Annotated in this window: 14 protein-coding genes; 6 read left to right on the forward strand and 8 right to left on the reverse strand. The window is 64.2% G+C overall.

Translation table 11 applies throughout. The features are described 5' to 3' along the window. Window positions 1-129: 129 nt before the first annotated feature. Window positions 130-675, forward strand: coding sequence for a DUF2780 domain-containing protein (locus ACZ9GA_RS31005; protein WP_457358341.1), 546 nt, complete (start codon window positions 130-132; stop codon window positions 673-675). 122 nt (window positions 676-797) lie between these two features. Here ACZ9GA_RS31005 and ACZ9GA_RS31010 read toward each other — a convergent pair whose 3' ends face one another. After that, the gene (locus ACZ9GA_RS31010; RefSeq protein ID WP_457358339.1) at window positions 798-1,688 is read right to left on the reverse strand and encodes an acyltransferase; all 891 of its coding nucleotides are present in this window, start codon (window positions 1,686-1,688) and stop codon (window positions 798-800) included. 149 nt (window positions 1,689-1,837) lie between these two features. Here ACZ9GA_RS31010 and rloA2 point away from each other — a divergent pair, with 149 nt between their 5' ends. The 4 genes from rloA2 (at window position 1,838) to creD (ending at window position 5,874) form a co-directional block, all read left to right on the forward strand. Next, window positions 1,838-2,341, forward strand: a complete 504-nt coding sequence (gene rloA2, locus ACZ9GA_RS31015) for a retropepsin-like aspartic peptidase RloA2 (RefSeq protein WP_457358337.1) — start codon at window positions 1,838-1,840, stop codon at window positions 2,339-2,341. 4 nt (window positions 2,342-2,345) lie between these two features. Continuing rightward, on the forward strand, window positions 2,346-3,014 hold the full coding sequence (creB, locus tag ACZ9GA_RS31020) for a two-component system response regulator CreB (protein ID WP_457358335.1): 669 nt from the start codon (window positions 2,346-2,348) through the stop codon (window positions 3,012-3,014). Then, on the forward strand, window positions 3,014-4,438 hold the full coding sequence (gene creC, locus ACZ9GA_RS31025; protein ID WP_457358333.1) for a two-component system sensor histidine kinase CreC: 1,425 nt from the start codon (window positions 3,014-3,016) through the stop codon (window positions 4,436-4,438). Before creB ends, creC begins: the two co-directional genes overlap by 1 nt. A gap of 74 nt (window positions 4,439-4,512) precedes the next feature. Then, window positions 4,513-5,874 (forward strand): cell envelope integrity protein CreD, encoded by a 1,362-nt coding sequence (gene creD, locus ACZ9GA_RS31030; protein ID WP_457358331.1) that lies wholly within the window; start codon window positions 4,513-4,515, stop codon window positions 5,872-5,874. Window positions 5,875-6,063: 189 nt separating this feature from the next. Here creD and ACZ9GA_RS31035 read toward each other — a convergent pair whose 3' ends face one another. The 7 genes from ACZ9GA_RS31035 to ACZ9GA_RS31065 all read right to left on the reverse strand — a co-directional run bounded on the left by ACZ9GA_RS31035 (window position 6,064) and on the right by ACZ9GA_RS31065 (window position 14,407). Beyond that, window positions 6,064-6,237 (reverse strand): hypothetical protein, encoded by a 174-nt coding sequence (locus tag ACZ9GA_RS31035; protein WP_457358329.1) that lies wholly within the window; start codon window positions 6,235-6,237, stop codon window positions 6,064-6,066. Further along, on the reverse strand, window positions 6,234-7,334 hold the full coding sequence (locus tag ACZ9GA_RS31040) for a PepSY-associated TM helix domain-containing protein (protein WP_457358327.1): 1,101 nt from the start codon (window positions 7,332-7,334) through the stop codon (window positions 6,234-6,236). The genes ACZ9GA_RS31035 and ACZ9GA_RS31040 overlap by 4 nt, the downstream gene beginning before the upstream one ends. 62 nt (window positions 7,335-7,396) lie before the next feature. Then, the gene (locus ACZ9GA_RS31045) at window positions 7,397-9,838 is read right to left on the reverse strand and encodes a TonB-dependent siderophore receptor (protein ID WP_457358325.1); all 2,442 of its coding nucleotides are present in this window, start codon (window positions 9,836-9,838) and stop codon (window positions 7,397-7,399) included. Between the two features lie 213 nt (window positions 9,839-10,051). Beyond that, window positions 10,052-11,032 carry a FecR domain-containing protein gene (locus ACZ9GA_RS31050; protein WP_457358323.1) on the reverse strand — a complete coding sequence of 327 codons (981 nt, stop codon included), beginning with the start codon at window positions 11,030-11,032 and terminating at the stop codon, window positions 10,052-10,054. After that, window positions 11,029-11,547 carry an RNA polymerase sigma factor gene (locus ACZ9GA_RS31055; protein ID WP_457358322.1) on the reverse strand — a complete coding sequence of 173 codons (519 nt, stop codon included), beginning with the start codon at window positions 11,545-11,547 and terminating at the stop codon, window positions 11,029-11,031. The genes ACZ9GA_RS31050 and ACZ9GA_RS31055 overlap by 4 nt, the downstream gene beginning before the upstream one ends. Before the next feature lie 218 nt (window positions 11,548-11,765). Next, window positions 11,766-12,473, reverse strand: a complete 708-nt coding sequence (locus tag ACZ9GA_RS31060) for a 3'-5' exonuclease (protein WP_457358320.1) — start codon at window positions 12,471-12,473, stop codon at window positions 11,766-11,768. Next, entirely contained in the window at window positions 12,470-14,407 is a 1,938-nt protein-coding gene (locus ACZ9GA_RS31065; RefSeq protein ID WP_457363609.1) for a putative nucleotidyltransferase substrate binding domain-containing protein, read from the reverse strand. The genes ACZ9GA_RS31060 and ACZ9GA_RS31065 overlap by 4 nt, the downstream gene beginning before the upstream one ends. Before the next feature lie 217 nt (window positions 14,408-14,624). Here ACZ9GA_RS31065 and ACZ9GA_RS31070 point away from each other — a divergent pair, with 217 nt between their 5' ends. Then, a complete protein-coding gene (locus ACZ9GA_RS31070) occupies window positions 14,625-15,068 on the forward strand; it encodes a response regulator (RefSeq protein ID WP_457358318.1) in 444 nt (147 codons plus the stop codon). Window positions 15,069-15,100: the final 32 nt, after the last annotated feature.

Below are 15,100 nucleotides of genomic sequence, written 5' to 3' on the forward strand. Positions count from 1 at the left end.
GGCCACGCAATCGGATGCAATGTGTACGAAATTATTTCGTTTCTGGAACAGAGCGACATAAAGCGAGTCAAATTGTGGCTTTCGTTGCCCGGCCACCCGGGTGGCGACCACAGATTCAAGGGGAACCCAATGAACACCATGCGCGCCATCACCCTGGCAACCCTGACCGCTTTGGCGGCCAGCCCGGCCTTCGCCTTCAACCTCAACGATGCGGTGAACGCGGCTTCGTCGATCCAGAACGGCAACCAGGGCACCAGCACCGCACCGCAGGCGGCAGGGCTGCTGAACAGCGTTGGCACACAGCTCAACGTCACGCCTGAACAGGCCATCGGCGGTACCGGCGCGATGCTGGGGCTGGCCAAGAACAAGCTCAGCGCGGCCGATTACTCGCAACTGGCCAAGCAGGTGCCGGGCGTCGACAAGGTCGCCGGTGCCAATGCCATCAGCGGCCTGGGTGGGTTGCTGGGGCAGTCGGGGGCCGACAAGGGCGCGCTCGATGGCGCCTTGGGCAACGTCAAGAACACCAGTGACCTGAACAATGCGTTCGGCGCGTTGGGTATGGACAGCTCGATGGTGGGGCAGTTTGCGCCGGTGATCCTGCAGTACCTGGGGCAGCAGGGCGTGGGCGGCACGTTGCTGAAAAGCCTGAGCGGGATTTGGGGTGTGGGCGGCTGATTCCCAAGACCGCGTCGCCCCTATCGCGAGCAAGCTTTGCTCCCACAGCGCCGAACCTTACATCGACATAAGGCTTAACACTGTGGGAGCAAAGCTTGCTCGCGATAGGGGCACTGCAGATCCTACTGGCTCAACTCCAGCCGCAACGCCTCAATCCGCGCATCCTTGTCCGCCCACAACCGGTTCACCCAGTCCTGCACGGTCTGGCGAAACGCCGGGTCGTTCTCGTAATCGCCCGACAGCAACGCCGGGTCGATTTCACGCGAATGAACGTCGATGATCACCTGGCTTACATCCCCGCACACCAGGTTCCAGAACCCCGGGATCTTGCCTTGCGGATACACCACGGTCACATCCAGCATGCGGTCCAGCTGCTGCCCCATGGCCGCCAGCACGAACGCCACGCCACCGGCCTTGGGCTTGAGCAGGTTGCGGAACGGCGAAGCCTGTTGATCATGCTTGGCTTGGGTGAAGCGCGTACCTTCCAGGTAGTTGACCACGGTCACCGGCTGGCGCTTGAACAGCTCGCAGGCCGCCTTGGTGATGTCCAGGTCCTTGCCCTTGAGGTGCGGATGCTTGTCCAGGAAGGCCTTGGTGTAGCGCTTCATGAAGGGGTAGTCCAGCGCCCACCAGGCCAGGCCCAGGAACGGCACCCAGATCAGTTCTTTCTTGAGGAAGAACTTGAAGAACGGTGTACGGCGGTTCAGGGCCTGGATCAGCGCGGGGATGTCGACCCACGACTGGTGGTTGCAGACCACCAGGTAGGACGTGTCGACGCGCAGGCTCTCGGCGCCACGGATGTCCCAGCGGGTGGGGATGCACAGGCGGAAGATCAGCTTGTTGATTTCGGCCCAGGTTTCGGCGAACCACATCACTGCCTTGGAGGCGTGGTCACGCCAGTGGCCGGGCGCGATCAGCTTGAGCAGCGCGCAGAGCAGAAGGGGGCCAATCAGCACCAGGGTATTGAGTAAAAGCAGCAGCATGGTGAAACTGCCGGCAAGCAGGCGACGCATAAAACGACTCTTGGTGTCATTGTGGCCGGCAATCATAAAGAGGCCGGGGCTTAACACCAAATCCGGCATGCCGAATGGTTGTGGACAAATGTTTCACGATTTTTTGCGTATGCTGCCCGCAGCCCATCTCTCAACCGAGGAAACCACCGGTGAAATCCGTTCTCGCACTGTTGTCGCTGTTGGCCCTGCCGGTCATGGCCGCCGAGCCGACCCTGTATGGGCGCTATGAATACATCAAACTGCCGGAAATCGGCGGTGCTACTTTCAAGGCCAAGATGGACACCGGCGCACTGACCGCGTCGCTGTCGGCCCGCGATATCCAGCTGTTCCAGCGCGACGGTGAAGACTGGGTGCGCTTCCGCCTGGCCACCAAGGACGCCGACGGCAAGGTCTTCGAGCACAAGGTGGCGCGCATCAGCCGTATCAAGAGCCGCGCCGACGAGGAAGATGAAGGCGAGGGCACCGAAGTGGCCAAGCGCCCGGTGGTCGACCTGGAGATGTGCCTGGGCGGCACCAAGCGCACCATCGAGGCCAACCTGGTGGACCGCAGCACCTTCAACTACCCGCTGCTGATCGGCGCTAAGGCCCTGCGCGAGTTCGGCGCCGCGGTAAACCCGGCCCGCCGCTACACCGCCGGCGACCCCGAGTGCTGATCGGATGCCACACATACTCATCGTCGAAGACGAAGCGGCCATTGCCGACACCCTGATCTACGCGCTGCAAGGCGAGGGCTTCGAAACCACCTGGGTTATCCTGGGCCAGGCCGCGCTGGAACATCAGCGCCGCCAGCCGGCCGACCTGATCATTCTCGATGTCGGCCTGCCGGACATCAGCGGTTTCGAGACCTGCAAGCAATTGCGCCGCTTCAGTGAAGTGCCGGTGATTTTTCTTACCGCCCGCGACGCCGAGATCGACCGCGTGGTGGGCCTGGAAATCGGCGCCGACGATTACGTGGTCAAGCCGTTCAGCCCACGCGAGGTGGCCGCGCGGGTGCGCGCTATCCTCAAGCGCGTGGCCCCGCGGCAGGCCGCGACGTTGTTCCAGGTGGACATCGAGCGCTTGCTGATCAGCTACCGCGGCCAGCCGCTGACCCTGACGCGCCATGAGTTCCGCCTGCTGCAAACCCTGCTCGAGCAGCCAGAGCGGGTGTTCAGCCGCGAGCAATTGCTGGACGCCGTGGGCGTGCCCAGCGACGCCGGCTACGAGCGCAGCATCGACAGCCACATCAAAAGCCTGCGCGCCAAGCTGCGCACGGTGGCCGCCGACGCCGAACCCATCCAGACCCATCGCGGCGTCGGCTACAGCTACAGCCCGGCCAACAGCTGATGCGCCTGGGGATTCGCATCTTCCTGGTGTATTTCTTTTTCGTCGGCCTGGCGGGCTACTTCCTGCTGTACACCGTGCGCGAGGAAATCCGCCCGGGGGTGCGCCAGTCCACCGAGGAAACCCTGGTAGACACGGCCAACCTGCTGGCGGAAATCCTGGAGGCCGACGTCAAGGCCGGCACCCTGCAACAGAGCCGGCTCAATGAGGTGCTGAAGGCCTACGGCGAGCGCGAGCCCAACGCTGATATCTGGGGCCTGCAGAAGAATCAGGTCAGCCACCGCATCTACGTCACCGACGCCCACGGCATCGTGCTGCTGGACTCGGCCGGGCAGGCTGTGGGCCAGGACTATTCGCGCTGGAACGACGTGTACCTGACCTTGCGCGGCCAGTACGGTGCGCGCTCTACCCGCAGCGATCCGGCCGACCCCGAGTCGTCGGTGATGCATGTGGGCGCGCCGATCATGGACGGCGAGCGCATCATCGGCGAAGTCACCGTGGCCAAGCCCAACCGCTCGCTGCAGCCTTACATCGACCGCTCGGAGCACCGGCTGATGGCCTTCGGCGTGGGCTTGATGGTGCTGGGGTTGCTGGTGGGGGCAGCGCTGTCGTGGTGGCTGACCCGCTCGCTGCGCAAGCTCACCCACTATGCCCAGGCCGTCAGCCAGGGCGAGCGTGCGGCGCTGCCGGCCTACAGCGGCGGCGAGCTGGCGCTGCTGGCCACGGCGGTGGCGCACATGCGCAGCCAGCTGGAGGGCAAGGACTACGTGGAGCGCTACGTGCACACCCTGACCCACGAACTGAAAAGCCCGCTGGCGGCTATCCGTGGCGCGGCGGAGCTGCTGCAAGGGCCGATGCCCGCTGACCAGCAGCAACGCTTCGTGGCCAACATCGACCGGGAAAGCGCACGCTTGCAACAGCTGATCGAACGCCTGCTGAACCTGGCCATGGTCGAACAACGCCAAGGCCTGGAGGAGCAGGTGGATGTGCCGATAGAGGCGCTCGTCCGCCAGTTGCTGCATGGGCAGATGACCCGAATAGAAGGGCTGAATGTACGGATCGAGCCTGCTCTGCCGCCCGGCCTGACGGTATTGGGCGAGCCATTCCTGCTGCGCCAGGCGCTGAACAACCTGTTGGACAATGCCCTGGATTTCAGCCCGGCCGGTGGCCATTTGCGCCTGTACCTGGACGGCCAGCAACTGGTGCTGTTCAACCAGGCCGAACCGATCCCCGAGTACGCGCTGGCGCGTCTGAGCGAGCGCTTCTATTCGCTGCCAAGGCCTGGCACCGGGCGCAAAAGCACGGGCCTTGGGCTCAACTTCGTCGAGGAAGTGATGCAGCTGCATGGCGGCCGCCTGCACATTGGCAATGTCGACGGCGGTGTGGAGGTGCGCCTGTGGTTCCCGTGGACGCGCATCTCCACATAATCTCCACACAACGCCCATAAAGCGCCCATGCGGCGCTTGCACACTCGCTCCATTGCCAAGGAGCGAGCCCCCCCATGAACCGAAACCTCAGCGTCAAACTGGCCATGATCACCACGCTGATCGTGTTGCTGCTGATTCCCCTGTACTTGATTGGCAACCTGATCAGCGAGCGCCAGGCGCGCCGCGACGTGGTGCTCGATGACATCGCCCGCAGTTCCAGCACCAACCAGCAACTCAGCGGCCCGGTGCTGGTGGTGCCGTACCGCAAGACCGAGCGCGAATGGAAAACCGATGAGAAGACGGGTAACCGCTACCAGCAGGAATCCCATTCTTCGGGTCGTCTGTATTTCCTGCCGCAGCGTTTCGACCTGGCGGCCGACCTGCGCACCGAACTGCGCGCCCGCGGTATCTACGAAGCGCGGCTTTACCACGCCAGCAACCATATCGAGGCTGACTTCCAACTGCCTGCGCAGTTGGGCATCACGGATAACCTGGCCGATTACCAGTTTGATGCGCCGTTCCTGGCGGTGGGTATCAGCGATATTCGCGGCATCGAGGCCGGGCTGAAACTGGAGCTCGACGGTCAGCGGCTGGACTTCCAGCCGGGTACCCAGGTGAGCTGGCTGGGCAATGGCGTGCACGTACAGTTGCCGCTGTTCGATGCCAGCCAGCCCAAGGCCCTCAAGGTTGGTTTCGATCTGGGCCTGCAGGGCACCGGCCGCTTCGACGTGCTGCCCGTGGGGCGCGAGACTTCCGTGGCACTCAAGGCCGACTGGCCGCACCCCAGCTTCGTCGGCGATTATCTGCCGGTGCAGCGCAACGTGGCGGCAACTGGCTTCGACGCCCAGTGGCAAACGTCGTTCTTCTCCACCAATTTGCAGGAGCGCCTGGACGACTGCGTGCGTGGCCTGCGCTGTGAAACACTCACCAACACCACCTTTGGCGTCAGCCTGGTGGACCCGGTGGATCAATACCTGAAGGCTGATCGGGCGATCAAATATGCGCTGTTGTTCGTGGCGCTGACGTTTGCCGGGTTCTTCCTGTTCGAAGTGCTCAAGCGCCTGGCCATTCACCCGATGCAGTACGCCCTGGTGGGGTTTGCCCTGGCGCTGTTCTACCTGCTGTTGCTGTCGCTGGCCGAGCACATTGGCTTCGCCATGGCGTATGGCTTGTCGGCCAGTGGCTGCGTGCTGTTGATCGGCTTCTACGTCAGCCATGTGCTGCACAGCTGGCGCAACGGGTTGGGGTTTGCTGCCGGGCTGGCCGCCTTGTATGGCTTGTTGTTCGGGTTGTTGAGTGCCGAGGATTACGCGCTGCTGATGGGCTCGCTGCTGCTGTTCGCCATGCTGGGGCTGTTCATGGTGCTGACCCGTCGGCTGGACTGGTATGGCGTGGGGCCGGCCAAGGCCGTGCAGGAGGTGGGTGATGTTGCGTGAAGAACAGCGTTGGGCGCAGGGGTTGCTGGAGCTGTTGCAGCGCAACTGTGGGACCGGGCGAAGCTCGGGAAGAGGCCAGCCAGACCGACCGCGTCGCCTGCATCGCGGCCAAGGCCGGCTCCTACCCCGGCCGGTGTAGGAGCCGACTTTAGTCGCGATGCAGACGACGCGGTTTACGGGGGGGCGTTGCTATTTGCGCAGGGCATGTACGCTGATCAGCGCGGGGATGCCCAGCCCGATCCACGACAGCCAGTCCCAGGCGCCATCGCCCAGCAGCGCGGCGAACAACCCCGCCGCGCCCAGTAGGCCGATCACCAAAGGGGCACCGAACATTGGCCAGAACCGCGAACGCTTGCGGCTCATGCTTTCACCTTGCGCCGTACCCACCACAGGTACAGCCCGCTGATCAGCACCACGATGGTCAGCACATCGAGCACCGCCCACAGGATCTGCATCGGCCTGCCGCCGTAATCGCCATAGTGCAGCGGCTGCGACAGGCCCAAGGCGTCCATGTACCAGGGACGTTCGCCAACGGCAGTGACCGCCAGGGTGCTGGCGTCGATCAGCACTGGGGTCAGCAAGTGTGAGGTTAGGTGGCTAGCGCCTTTCATGAACACTGCATAGTGATGCGCACTGGAGAACAGCGTGCCGGGGAAGGCGATGAAGTCAGCCTTCATGCCCGGCGCCGCCGCTTCGGCAATCTCCAGCAGGCGGCTGGCGGGGGCCATTGAGGTCAGGGGTGGCGCGTCGTGATACGGCGCGACCATGGCCGCCAGGGTGTCGCTGCGCCAGGCGTCGATCAGCAGGTCGGCGCAGGCGTTGACCACCCCGGTCAGGCCCACCACCACGGCCCAGGTCAGGGTGACGATGCCGATCAGGTTGTGCAGGTCCAGCCAACGCACCCGCCGGGATTTTTCCCGGCGCACGCTGGCGAACTTCAGCCGGCCCATGAACGGCGCGTACAGCACCACCCCCGAGACGATCGCCACGACGAACAGCAGCCCCATGAACGCCAGCAGCAGCTTGCCCGGCAGCCCGGCGTACATGTCCACGTGCAGGCGCAGCATCACCATCATGAAACCGCCATTGGCCGCCGGGGTTTCCACCGCTTCGCCGGTGCGGGTATCGAGGCTGAAGGTGTGCGACGAATTGGGTTCGGTGCCCGGCGTGGCGGCGGTGATGGCGAACATGCCCTCGGGCTGGTCTTCATCCCAGCCAAAGTACTGCACCACTTCGCCCGGGCGGTGCGCCAGGGCGGCCTGTACCAGCTGTTGCAGGTCCAGTTTCGGGGTGTCGGCGGGCATTTCGCGGTAATGCGGGGCATTGCCCAGCAGCTCTTCCATCTCGTGATGGAACACCAAGGGCAGGCCGGTGACGGCCAGCAACAACAGGAACAGCGTGCAGATCAGGCTGGTCCAGGTATGGATGAAGGACCAGCGACGAATAGTGTTACTTTTCATTTCACGGGAGTCCGAAATAACAAAGCCGCCCCGGAGGGCGGCTTGTGTGAAGCGTCAGGCGATTACCACTTGTAGGTGGCCGCGGCGACCACGCTGCGCAGGTCGCCATAGTAGCAATAGTAACCGTCGCAGGTGGAAATGTAGTCCTTGTTGAACACGTTCTTGGCGGTCAGGCTCAGGGACGCGCCTTTCAGCGAACCGGAGAGCGCGCCCAGGTCGTAGTGGGCCGAGGCGTCGAACACGGTGTAGGCGTCGGCCTTGCCCAGCCAGGTGTTGGCTTGGTCGCCGTACGTGTTGCCGGTGTAGCGGGCGCCGCCGCCGATGCCGAAGCCTTCCAGCAGGCCCTGGTGCCAGGTGTAGTCGGCCCACAGGGAGGCGGTCTGGTTAGGCATCAAAGTCAGGCGATTACCTTTGTAGAGGCCGTCCTGTACCTCCGACTTGGCCAGTGTGTAGGAAGCGATCAACTTGATGTTGTCGGTCAGGTCGGAAACGGCTTCCAGTTCCAGGCCCTTCACTTTCACTTCGCCTGTCTGGCCGGTCACGGAGATGCCGCCGACGTTGCTGGTGACGGTGACATTCTTCTGGGTCAGGTCATACACGGCAGCGGTCAGCAGGGTTCTGGAGCCGGGCGGCTGGTATTTGATACCCAGTTCCCACTGCTTGCCTTGGGTCGGTTTCAGCGAGCTGGTGGACGTCATGTCCGCGCCAGTGGTGGGCTGGAACGACTCGGCATACGACAGGTAAGGGACGAAACCCGAGTCAAACACATAGCTGACGGACGAGTTGAGGCTGAAATTGCTGTCGCGTTCGGTGTTGGTGGCGTCTGCGTTGTTGAAGAATTTGGTACCAGTGTGCACCCAGTCCTCGCGGCCGCCCACGGTGAAGCGCCATTTGTCCAAGGCCATCTGGTCCTGCAGGTAGACGCCGGTCTGGGTGGTTTTCTGGTTGTAGTCGTAAAACGCCCCCGAACGTGCCGGACGAGTGATGGTATCGGTGTAGGTCGGGTTGTTGACGTTGATGTCCGGCACGTTGAAGCCGTAGATCGACAGGTAGTTGGTGTTGATGTGCTGCACGTCAGCACCGATCAGCACGGTGTGGCTGATGTCACCGGTGGCGAAGTCGGCCTGGAAGTTGTTGTCCATCGCGAACTGGCTGATGTCTTCGTCGACGTTAGTGCTCAGGCGCCCGACGTTGCCGTTCGCGTCCACGGTATAGCCGGCCAGGCCGGGGATGTAGCTGTTGACGGTGATCTGCTGGAAGGCCAGGTCCGACTTGGTGTAGCGCAGGTTCTGATGGAACTGCCACACGTCATTGAAGCGGTGCTCGAACGAGTACCCCAGCGCGTAGTAGGTACGGTCGTAATGGTCGTAGTTGGGGTCGCCCAGGTTCTTGTGGTGCGAGATATCACCCAGCGGCGAGCTGATCTTGGTGCCCTGGATCGGCAGGAACTGGCTGGTGGCGCCGGTATCGTCGCGGGTGAACTGGCTGAGGAAGGTCAGCTTGGTGTCCGGGTCGATGTTCCAGGTCAGGCTGGGGGCGATGTTGTAGCGCTTGTTGTCGATGTGGTCGATCTGGGTGCCACTGTCACGAATCACACCGCTCACGCCATAGAGGAACCTGCCCTCGTCGTCGATCTTGCCGGTGCTGGCAAAGTCGATCTGGCGCCAGTTGTCGCTACCGTATTGCAGGGAGATCTCGTGGCTGGTTTCTTCGCTGGGGCGACGGCTGACCATGTCCAGCAGGCCGCCGGGCGGGGTCTGGCCGTACAGCGACGAAGCCGGGCCGCGCAGCAGGGCGATGCGATCCAGGTCCCAGGTTTCCATTTTCGGGTTGGCGTACACGCCCTTGGGCAGTGGCAGGCCGTCCAGGAACTGGGTTGGTTCGAAGCCACGTACGCGCATCCAATCGTAACGGGTGTCGCTGCCGTAGCTGGCCGACACGATGCCGGGCATGTATTTCACGGCATCTTCCAGGGTTTGCACGCCGCGGTCGTCCATCTGCTGGCGGGTGGCCACGGAAATGGAACGCGGTGCTTCCACCAGCGCGGTATCAGTCTTGGTCCCTGCCGCAGTGCGGGTGGCCAGGTAGCCAGTGGTTGGCCCCCAGGCGCTTTCGTAGTCGCTGGCCGCATTCACGTTGGTGTCAGGCAGCGCCAGTGTCCCTTCTGGCGCTGCGATCAACGTAAAAGTGCCGGCGCTGGTCTGCACCAGCTGCAGCCCGCTCCCTGCCAACGCCTGGCGCAGTGCGCCGGCCGCGTCGAACTGGCCGCGTACCGCCGCGCTGGTCTTGCCCGCTACCAGGCCCGGCTCGATGGCCAGTACCAGGCCAGCGCCGCTGGCGATCTGGTTCAACGTGCTGGCCAGGGGGGCGGCCGGCAGGTTGTAGCTGCGCAACTGGCTGGCCTGTTCGGCGGCCTGCAGGGCAGTACTGGTCGTGGGGACGGCAAGGGCAATGGCGACAGCCATGAGGCTGGGCCGGAGCAGCGATTCGAGCGAGCGGGACATGCGGGCACTCCTGACAGGGAATATTTCTCAATTGCCTGTGTGCCGGACGAGATTCAAAAAGTGATAGGGCTGATTGAAAATAATTTTGATTAAGATCTGCTAGCGCAACCCGTAGCCGCTGCCGCCAGGCTGCGCTGGTCCTGACCCTCGCTGCAGTTCTGCAGTGTCCATAGGGGCCAGCGCAGCCTTCGGCAGCGGCTACAGCGACGATGGTTACAGGGCTTGCGGGGCGGCCGGGCGTTCTTCCAGGCTGACCCACCAGCGTGTGTGCTGCTGGATCTGGATGGGCAGGGTGGGCAGCAGCGCGCGCAGCGCAAGGTCAGTGTCCTTGAGCGGGAAGCTGCCGGTGATGCGCAGGTCGGCCACCTTGGGGCTTACGCCCAGGTAACCGCTGCGGTAGCGCGACAGTTCATGGGCCAGGTCGCTCAGGCGGGCGTTGTCCACCACCAGCATGCCGCGGGTCCAGGCGTCGGCGCCGGGGGTGAGGGCGACGGCCTCGCCCAGGGCGCTGCGCTGCATCAGCATTTGCTGGCCTTCGTGCAACACCACTTCGCCGGGCAATTCTTTGGCGTGGGCGGCCACGGCTGATTGCAGCACGCTCAGGCGCGTGCCTTCGGCTTCGCGACGCACCAGGAAGCGTGTGCCCAGGGCGCGCAGGCGGCCGTCGCTGGTTTCCACGATCAAGGGCCGCTGTTCGCCGGGCGGGTGGCCGCTGTGCACCATGATCTCGCCCTCGCGCAGCACGATCAGGCGCTGGTCCTGATCAAAGCGGATGTCCACGGCGCTGTGGGTGTTGAGTTCCACTTCGGTGCCGTCGGCCAGGGTCAGGGTGCGCTGCTCACCGGTGGCGGTGCGCTGGTCGGCCAGCCAGTAGTCCAGGGGTTGCCATTTTTTCAGGCCCAGGGTGGCAAGGCCCAGTACCAGCACCACGCTGGCCAAGCCGCTGCCCAGCTTGCGTAGGCGTTGCCGGGCGCTGCCGGCACTGCCGAGCAGAGCCTTGCGGCCCGCTGATGGCGTTACGCGCAGGCGCTGGTCGAGCATGCCCAGTTGTTGCCAGGCACGGGCATGTTCTTCATGGGCGGCGTACCACAGGGCGAATTCGGCCTGCTGGGTCGGGTTGTTGCCGTCCAGGGACAGTTGCCACTCGATGGCGGCGTCCAGCACGCGTGCCGAGACCGGGCCGTTGGGGCTCATGTCGGTTCACCGTACAGGGCCACGTAGCACTGGCGCATGCCCTGGGCCAGGTATTGGCGTACGCGTGGCACCGACACGCCCAGGCGTTCGGCGATCTCGGCGTGGGCCAGGCCTTCCAGACGGTTTAGCAGGAAGGCGCTGCGGGCCTTGCTGGACAGTTTGCCCAGCATCTGGTCGATGGCTTGCAGGTCTTCCAGGATCAGTTGCTGTTCTTCGGGTGAAGGCTGCTCGCCTTCGGGGATCAGCATCAGTTCGGCCAGGTAGGCCTGCTCCAGTGCGGCGCGGCGGAAGTGGTCAAACAGCAGACCCTTGGCGATGGCTGCCAGGAACGCCCGGGGCTGGCGCGGGGCGCTCAGCTCGTCGCGGCTGAGCAGGCGCACGAAGGTGTCCTGGCTCAAGTCCTCGGCGCGCTGGCCGCAGGCGATATTGCGCCGCAGCCAGGCAAGCAGCCAGCCGCGATGGTCGCGATAAAGCGTACCGACGAGCTCACCATGAGGGCTATGGGCTGACGACAAGACGTTCCCCGAATGCAAGTGTTCAAACTAACGAGAATTATTCGCGATTGTGTCAGGAGTGATGTCGTAGTGCAATTGGCGTTCGTCGGTGGAAATGTTTCTCCGGGGGGCAGTTACGGGGATCGCGTCGTCCGTATCGCGGCCAAGGCCGGCTCCTACCTCGGCCGTGTAGGAGCCGGCCTTGGCCGCGATGCAGACGACGCGGTTTTCAGGCGCAGCTACAGGCCGGGCATGGCCTGGCGGCGGCGCCACTGGCTGAGCCGTTCCAACAACAGCGCCGGGCTGTCCAGCCCCAGCCGCCGTGCCTGGCTGAGCAGGATCAGCGCCAGTTGCGCCGTGACATAGGCGTCGGCGCTGGCGTTGTGGCGTTCGTCCACCTGCAGGCCGAAGTGGGCGATCCAGTCGTCCAGCGAGGCCTCGCGCAGCACGGTCTGGGGGTTGAGCAGCGGTGCCAGTTCGGCCGCGTCGATGAAGTTGTGCTGCAGTTTGTAGCCCAGCGTCTCTTTCAGGGCGCGGCTCAGCATGCGCTGATCGAAAGGCGCGTGGAACGCCAGCACCGGGCTGTCGCCGACAAAGTCCATGAAATCCAGCAGGCCGTCCACCGGGTCGCGGCCGGCGGCGAGGGCGTCCGGCCCCAAACCATGCAGCAGCACGCTGGGGCTGGGTTTGTGGCCCTGGCGGTGCAGGGTGCATTCGAACTGCTGGGACAGGTCGATGGCGCCGTCTTCGATCACCACTGCGCCGATGGCCAGCAACTGATCGCGGTTGGGGTTCAGGCCCGTGGTTTCAAGGTCCAGTACCACCCAGCGTTGCTGGCGCAGGCTGCAATCGCCCATTACTGCGGGGGCGCTGAGGCGTTGCAGTGCCAGTTGCTGCGCAGGGTTGAGGGTAGGCGCTGGTTGGCGCAGCCAGGCAAACAGGTTCACAGCTGGTACCTCAGCGTCAGGCTGGCCTGCAGGCGCTGGGCCTGGCGCAGGGACTCGCGCAGGATGCGCCGGTCCAGGTCGTTGAGGCTGTCGGGGTCGATGCGGTTGGACCAGGCCTGGTTGTCGCGGGTCTGGCGCTGGTGCTGCTGCATGCGCGTCTGCTGGATGAAGTGATAAGCCTCCTCGTAGGCGGCGCCGTCGAGCTTGTCGATCACCTCCTTGGCCACCAGTTGGCGCAGGCGCTGCAGGGTGTTGGTGGCCTCGATGCCGTTGGCCAGGGCCAGCAGCCGTGCGCCGTCGACGAAGGGTGTCAGGCCCTGGGCCTTGAGGTCCAGGGTGCCGGCCTTGTCGGTGCCCTTGCGGGCCAGCACGAACTCGCGGAAACGCCCCACCGGCGGGCGCTGGCGCAGGGCGTTCTCGGCCAGCATGCGCTGGAACAGGCGGTTGTCGCCCACCTGGTCCAGCACCTGGCGGCGCAGTTGCTGGCAGCCTTGCTCATCGCCCCACACCACGCGCAGGTCGAAGTAGATACTGGAGCCCAGCAGGTTTTCCGGCGTGGCCTCACGCACGAACGCCGCGAAGCGCCGCGCCCATTCAGCCCGCGACAGGCACAGCTCGGGGTTGCCGGCCATGATATTGCCGCTGCACAGGGTGAAGCCGCACTGGGCCAGGTTGAGGTTGATCTGGTGGGCGATGGGCAGCAGCTTGCCGCGGATTTCGGCGGCGTGGGCGGCGTCGCGGGCATCGAACAGGATGCCGTTGTCCTGGTCGGTGAACAGCGTCTGTTCCTGGCGGCCTTCGCTGCCAAAGCACAGCCAGCTGAAGGGCACGCCGGGGTCGCCCTTGTCCTGCAATACCAGCTCGATTACCCGGCACACGGTATGGTCGTTGAGCAGGGTGATGATGTGGGTGATCTGCGTCGACGAGGCGCCGTGGGCCAGCATGCGCTCCACCAGCTGGCCGATGTCGCCGCGCAGGGTCACCAGTTGTTCCAGGCGCCCGGCGTTGCGGATGGTGCGCGCCAGGTGCACCAGGTCCACCCGTTGCAGCGAGAACAGGTCGCGCTCCGAGACCACGCCGCACAGGCGTCCTTCCTTGACCAAACAGACGTGGGCGATGTGCCGTTCGGTCATGGCGATGGCCGCATCGAAGGCGCTGGCGTCGGGGCTGAGGTAAAACGGCTCGGCGATCATGTGCCGGGCGATGGGCTGGTTGAAGTCGGCGTCGACGCTGGCCACTACCTGGCGCAGGTCGCGCAGGGTGAAGATGCCCTGTGGATAACGACGTTCATCGACGATGACGATGCTGCCCACCTGCTGCTCGTGCATCAGCGCCACGGCTTCGCGCACCGGCGTCTGCGCATCGCAGGTGACCGGGTGGCGCATGGCGAGTTCGCCCAGGCGGGTGTTGAGCGAATACTGGGTGCCCAGGGTTTCCGCCGCACGCCGCTGCACTTGCAGGTTGACCTGGTCCAGCAGGCTGCTGACGCCGCGCAGGGCGAAGTCGCGGAACGGCGCCGACAGGGCGAACAGCTTGATGAAGGCCGCCTTGTTCAGTTGCAGGCAAAACGTGTCCTGGGCTGCCAGGTGTTCGGTGCGCGTGGCGCGTTCGCCCAGCAGGGCCGCCAGGGGGAAGCACTCGCCGGTGGCGATTTCGAAGGTGGTTTCGGTGCCGCGCCGTGAGGTGTGCGGGCGCTCGCCCACCACTTGGCCCTGCTTGACGATGTAGAAGTGTTCCACCGGCCCGTCGGCGGGTTTGATGATGCTGTCGCCGGCCGCGTAAAAACGCAGTTGGCACTGCTCCACGAGATAGGCCAGGTGCGCCTGGTCCATCTGGTTGAAAGGGGCGTAGCGCTGCAGGAATTGCAGCGTCCCCTGGATGTTCTGCAGCACTGCTGTCCTGCCCGCCAGGGCGTAGGCGTCGGGTTTGCTCATGTCCATGACCGCTTTGTTCTTATAGCTGGACATGGTCGGCCTGATGGGCCGGTGAGCCCATTGGACGTAAGTCTAAAAAAAATGCTTCAACTGGATCTCATTCCTCGACATCATGCTGATCTTCACGTGACGACCCGACGAAGTGCACAGGTAAAGCCACTCGTCTGCGGTCTCAACTGGATGTGGAACGTCCGGTTTTCCCTTTGATGAGAGGCGTATGTCCGATCACGATATTTTGAGCGATGCCGAGCGCGAGGCACTGAGTGCCGTCATGCAGGTGCCGGATCTGCCCCCTCAACAGGCGTTGATCGTCGATGACGATCAGGTTTCACGGGAGTTGCTGGCCGAGATTCTGGTGTTGCAGGGGATCAGCTGCGTGACCGCTGCCAGTGCTGCCGAGGCACTGAGCATGCTTGCCTCCAACAAAAGCATCGGCTTGCTGGTGACTGACCTGCGCATGGCGCCGCATACCGGGCTGGACCTGATTCGTGACGTGCGTGCTTCCGATCGCGCGGCGATGCCGATCATCATCATGTCCGGGGATGCGGGGGTGAAGGATGCGATTGCGGCGATGCACTTGAGCGTGGTGGATTTTCTGCTCAAGCCGATTGATACCCGGCATCTGGTGCAGTTGGCCAGGAAGGAGCTGGGGTTGGAGTAAACATGTAGCCGCTGCCGAAGGCTGCGCTGGCC

Source organism: Pseudomonas sp. TE3644 (assembly GCF_056278815.1).

Excerpts from the sequence above, each read along its gene's own strand:
- ACZ9GA_RS31005 (WP_457358341.1), top strand. The coding sequence starts at position 130 with ATGAACACCATGCGCGCCATCACCCTGGCAACCCTGACCGCTTTGGCG.
- ACZ9GA_RS31010 (WP_457358339.1), bottom strand. The coding sequence starts at position 1,688 with ATGCGTCGCCTGCTTGCCGGCAGTTTCACCATGCTGCTGCTTTTACTC.
- creB (WP_457358335.1), top strand. The coding sequence starts at position 2,346 with ATGCCACACATACTCATCGTCGAAGACGAAGCGGCCATTGCCGACACC.
- creC (WP_457358333.1), top strand. The coding sequence starts at position 3,014 with ATGCGCCTGGGGATTCGCATCTTCCTGGTGTATTTCTTTTTCGTCGGC.
- creD (WP_457358331.1), top strand. The coding sequence starts at position 4,513 with ATGAACCGAAACCTCAGCGTCAAACTGGCCATGATCACCACGCTGATC.
- ACZ9GA_RS31035 (WP_457358329.1), bottom strand. The coding sequence starts at position 6,237 with ATGAGCCGCAAGCGTTCGCGGTTCTGGCCAATGTTCGGTGCCCCTTTG.
- ACZ9GA_RS31040 (WP_457358327.1), bottom strand. The coding sequence starts at position 7,334 with ATGAAAAGTAACACTATTCGTCGCTGGTCCTTCATCCATACCTGGACC.
- ACZ9GA_RS31045 (WP_457358325.1), bottom strand. The coding sequence starts at position 9,838 with ATGTCCCGCTCGCTCGAATCGCTGCTCCGGCCCAGCCTCATGGCTGTC.
- ACZ9GA_RS31050 (WP_457358323.1), bottom strand. The coding sequence starts at position 11,032 with ATGAGCCCCAACGGCCCGGTCTCGGCACGCGTGCTGGACGCCGCCATC.
- ACZ9GA_RS31065 (WP_457363609.1), bottom strand. The coding sequence starts at position 14,407 with ATGAGCAAACCCGACGCCTACGCCCTGGCGGGCAGGACAGCAGTGCTG.
- ACZ9GA_RS31070 (WP_457358318.1), top strand. The coding sequence starts at position 14,625 with ATGTCCGATCACGATATTTTGAGCGATGCCGAGCGCGAGGCACTGAGT.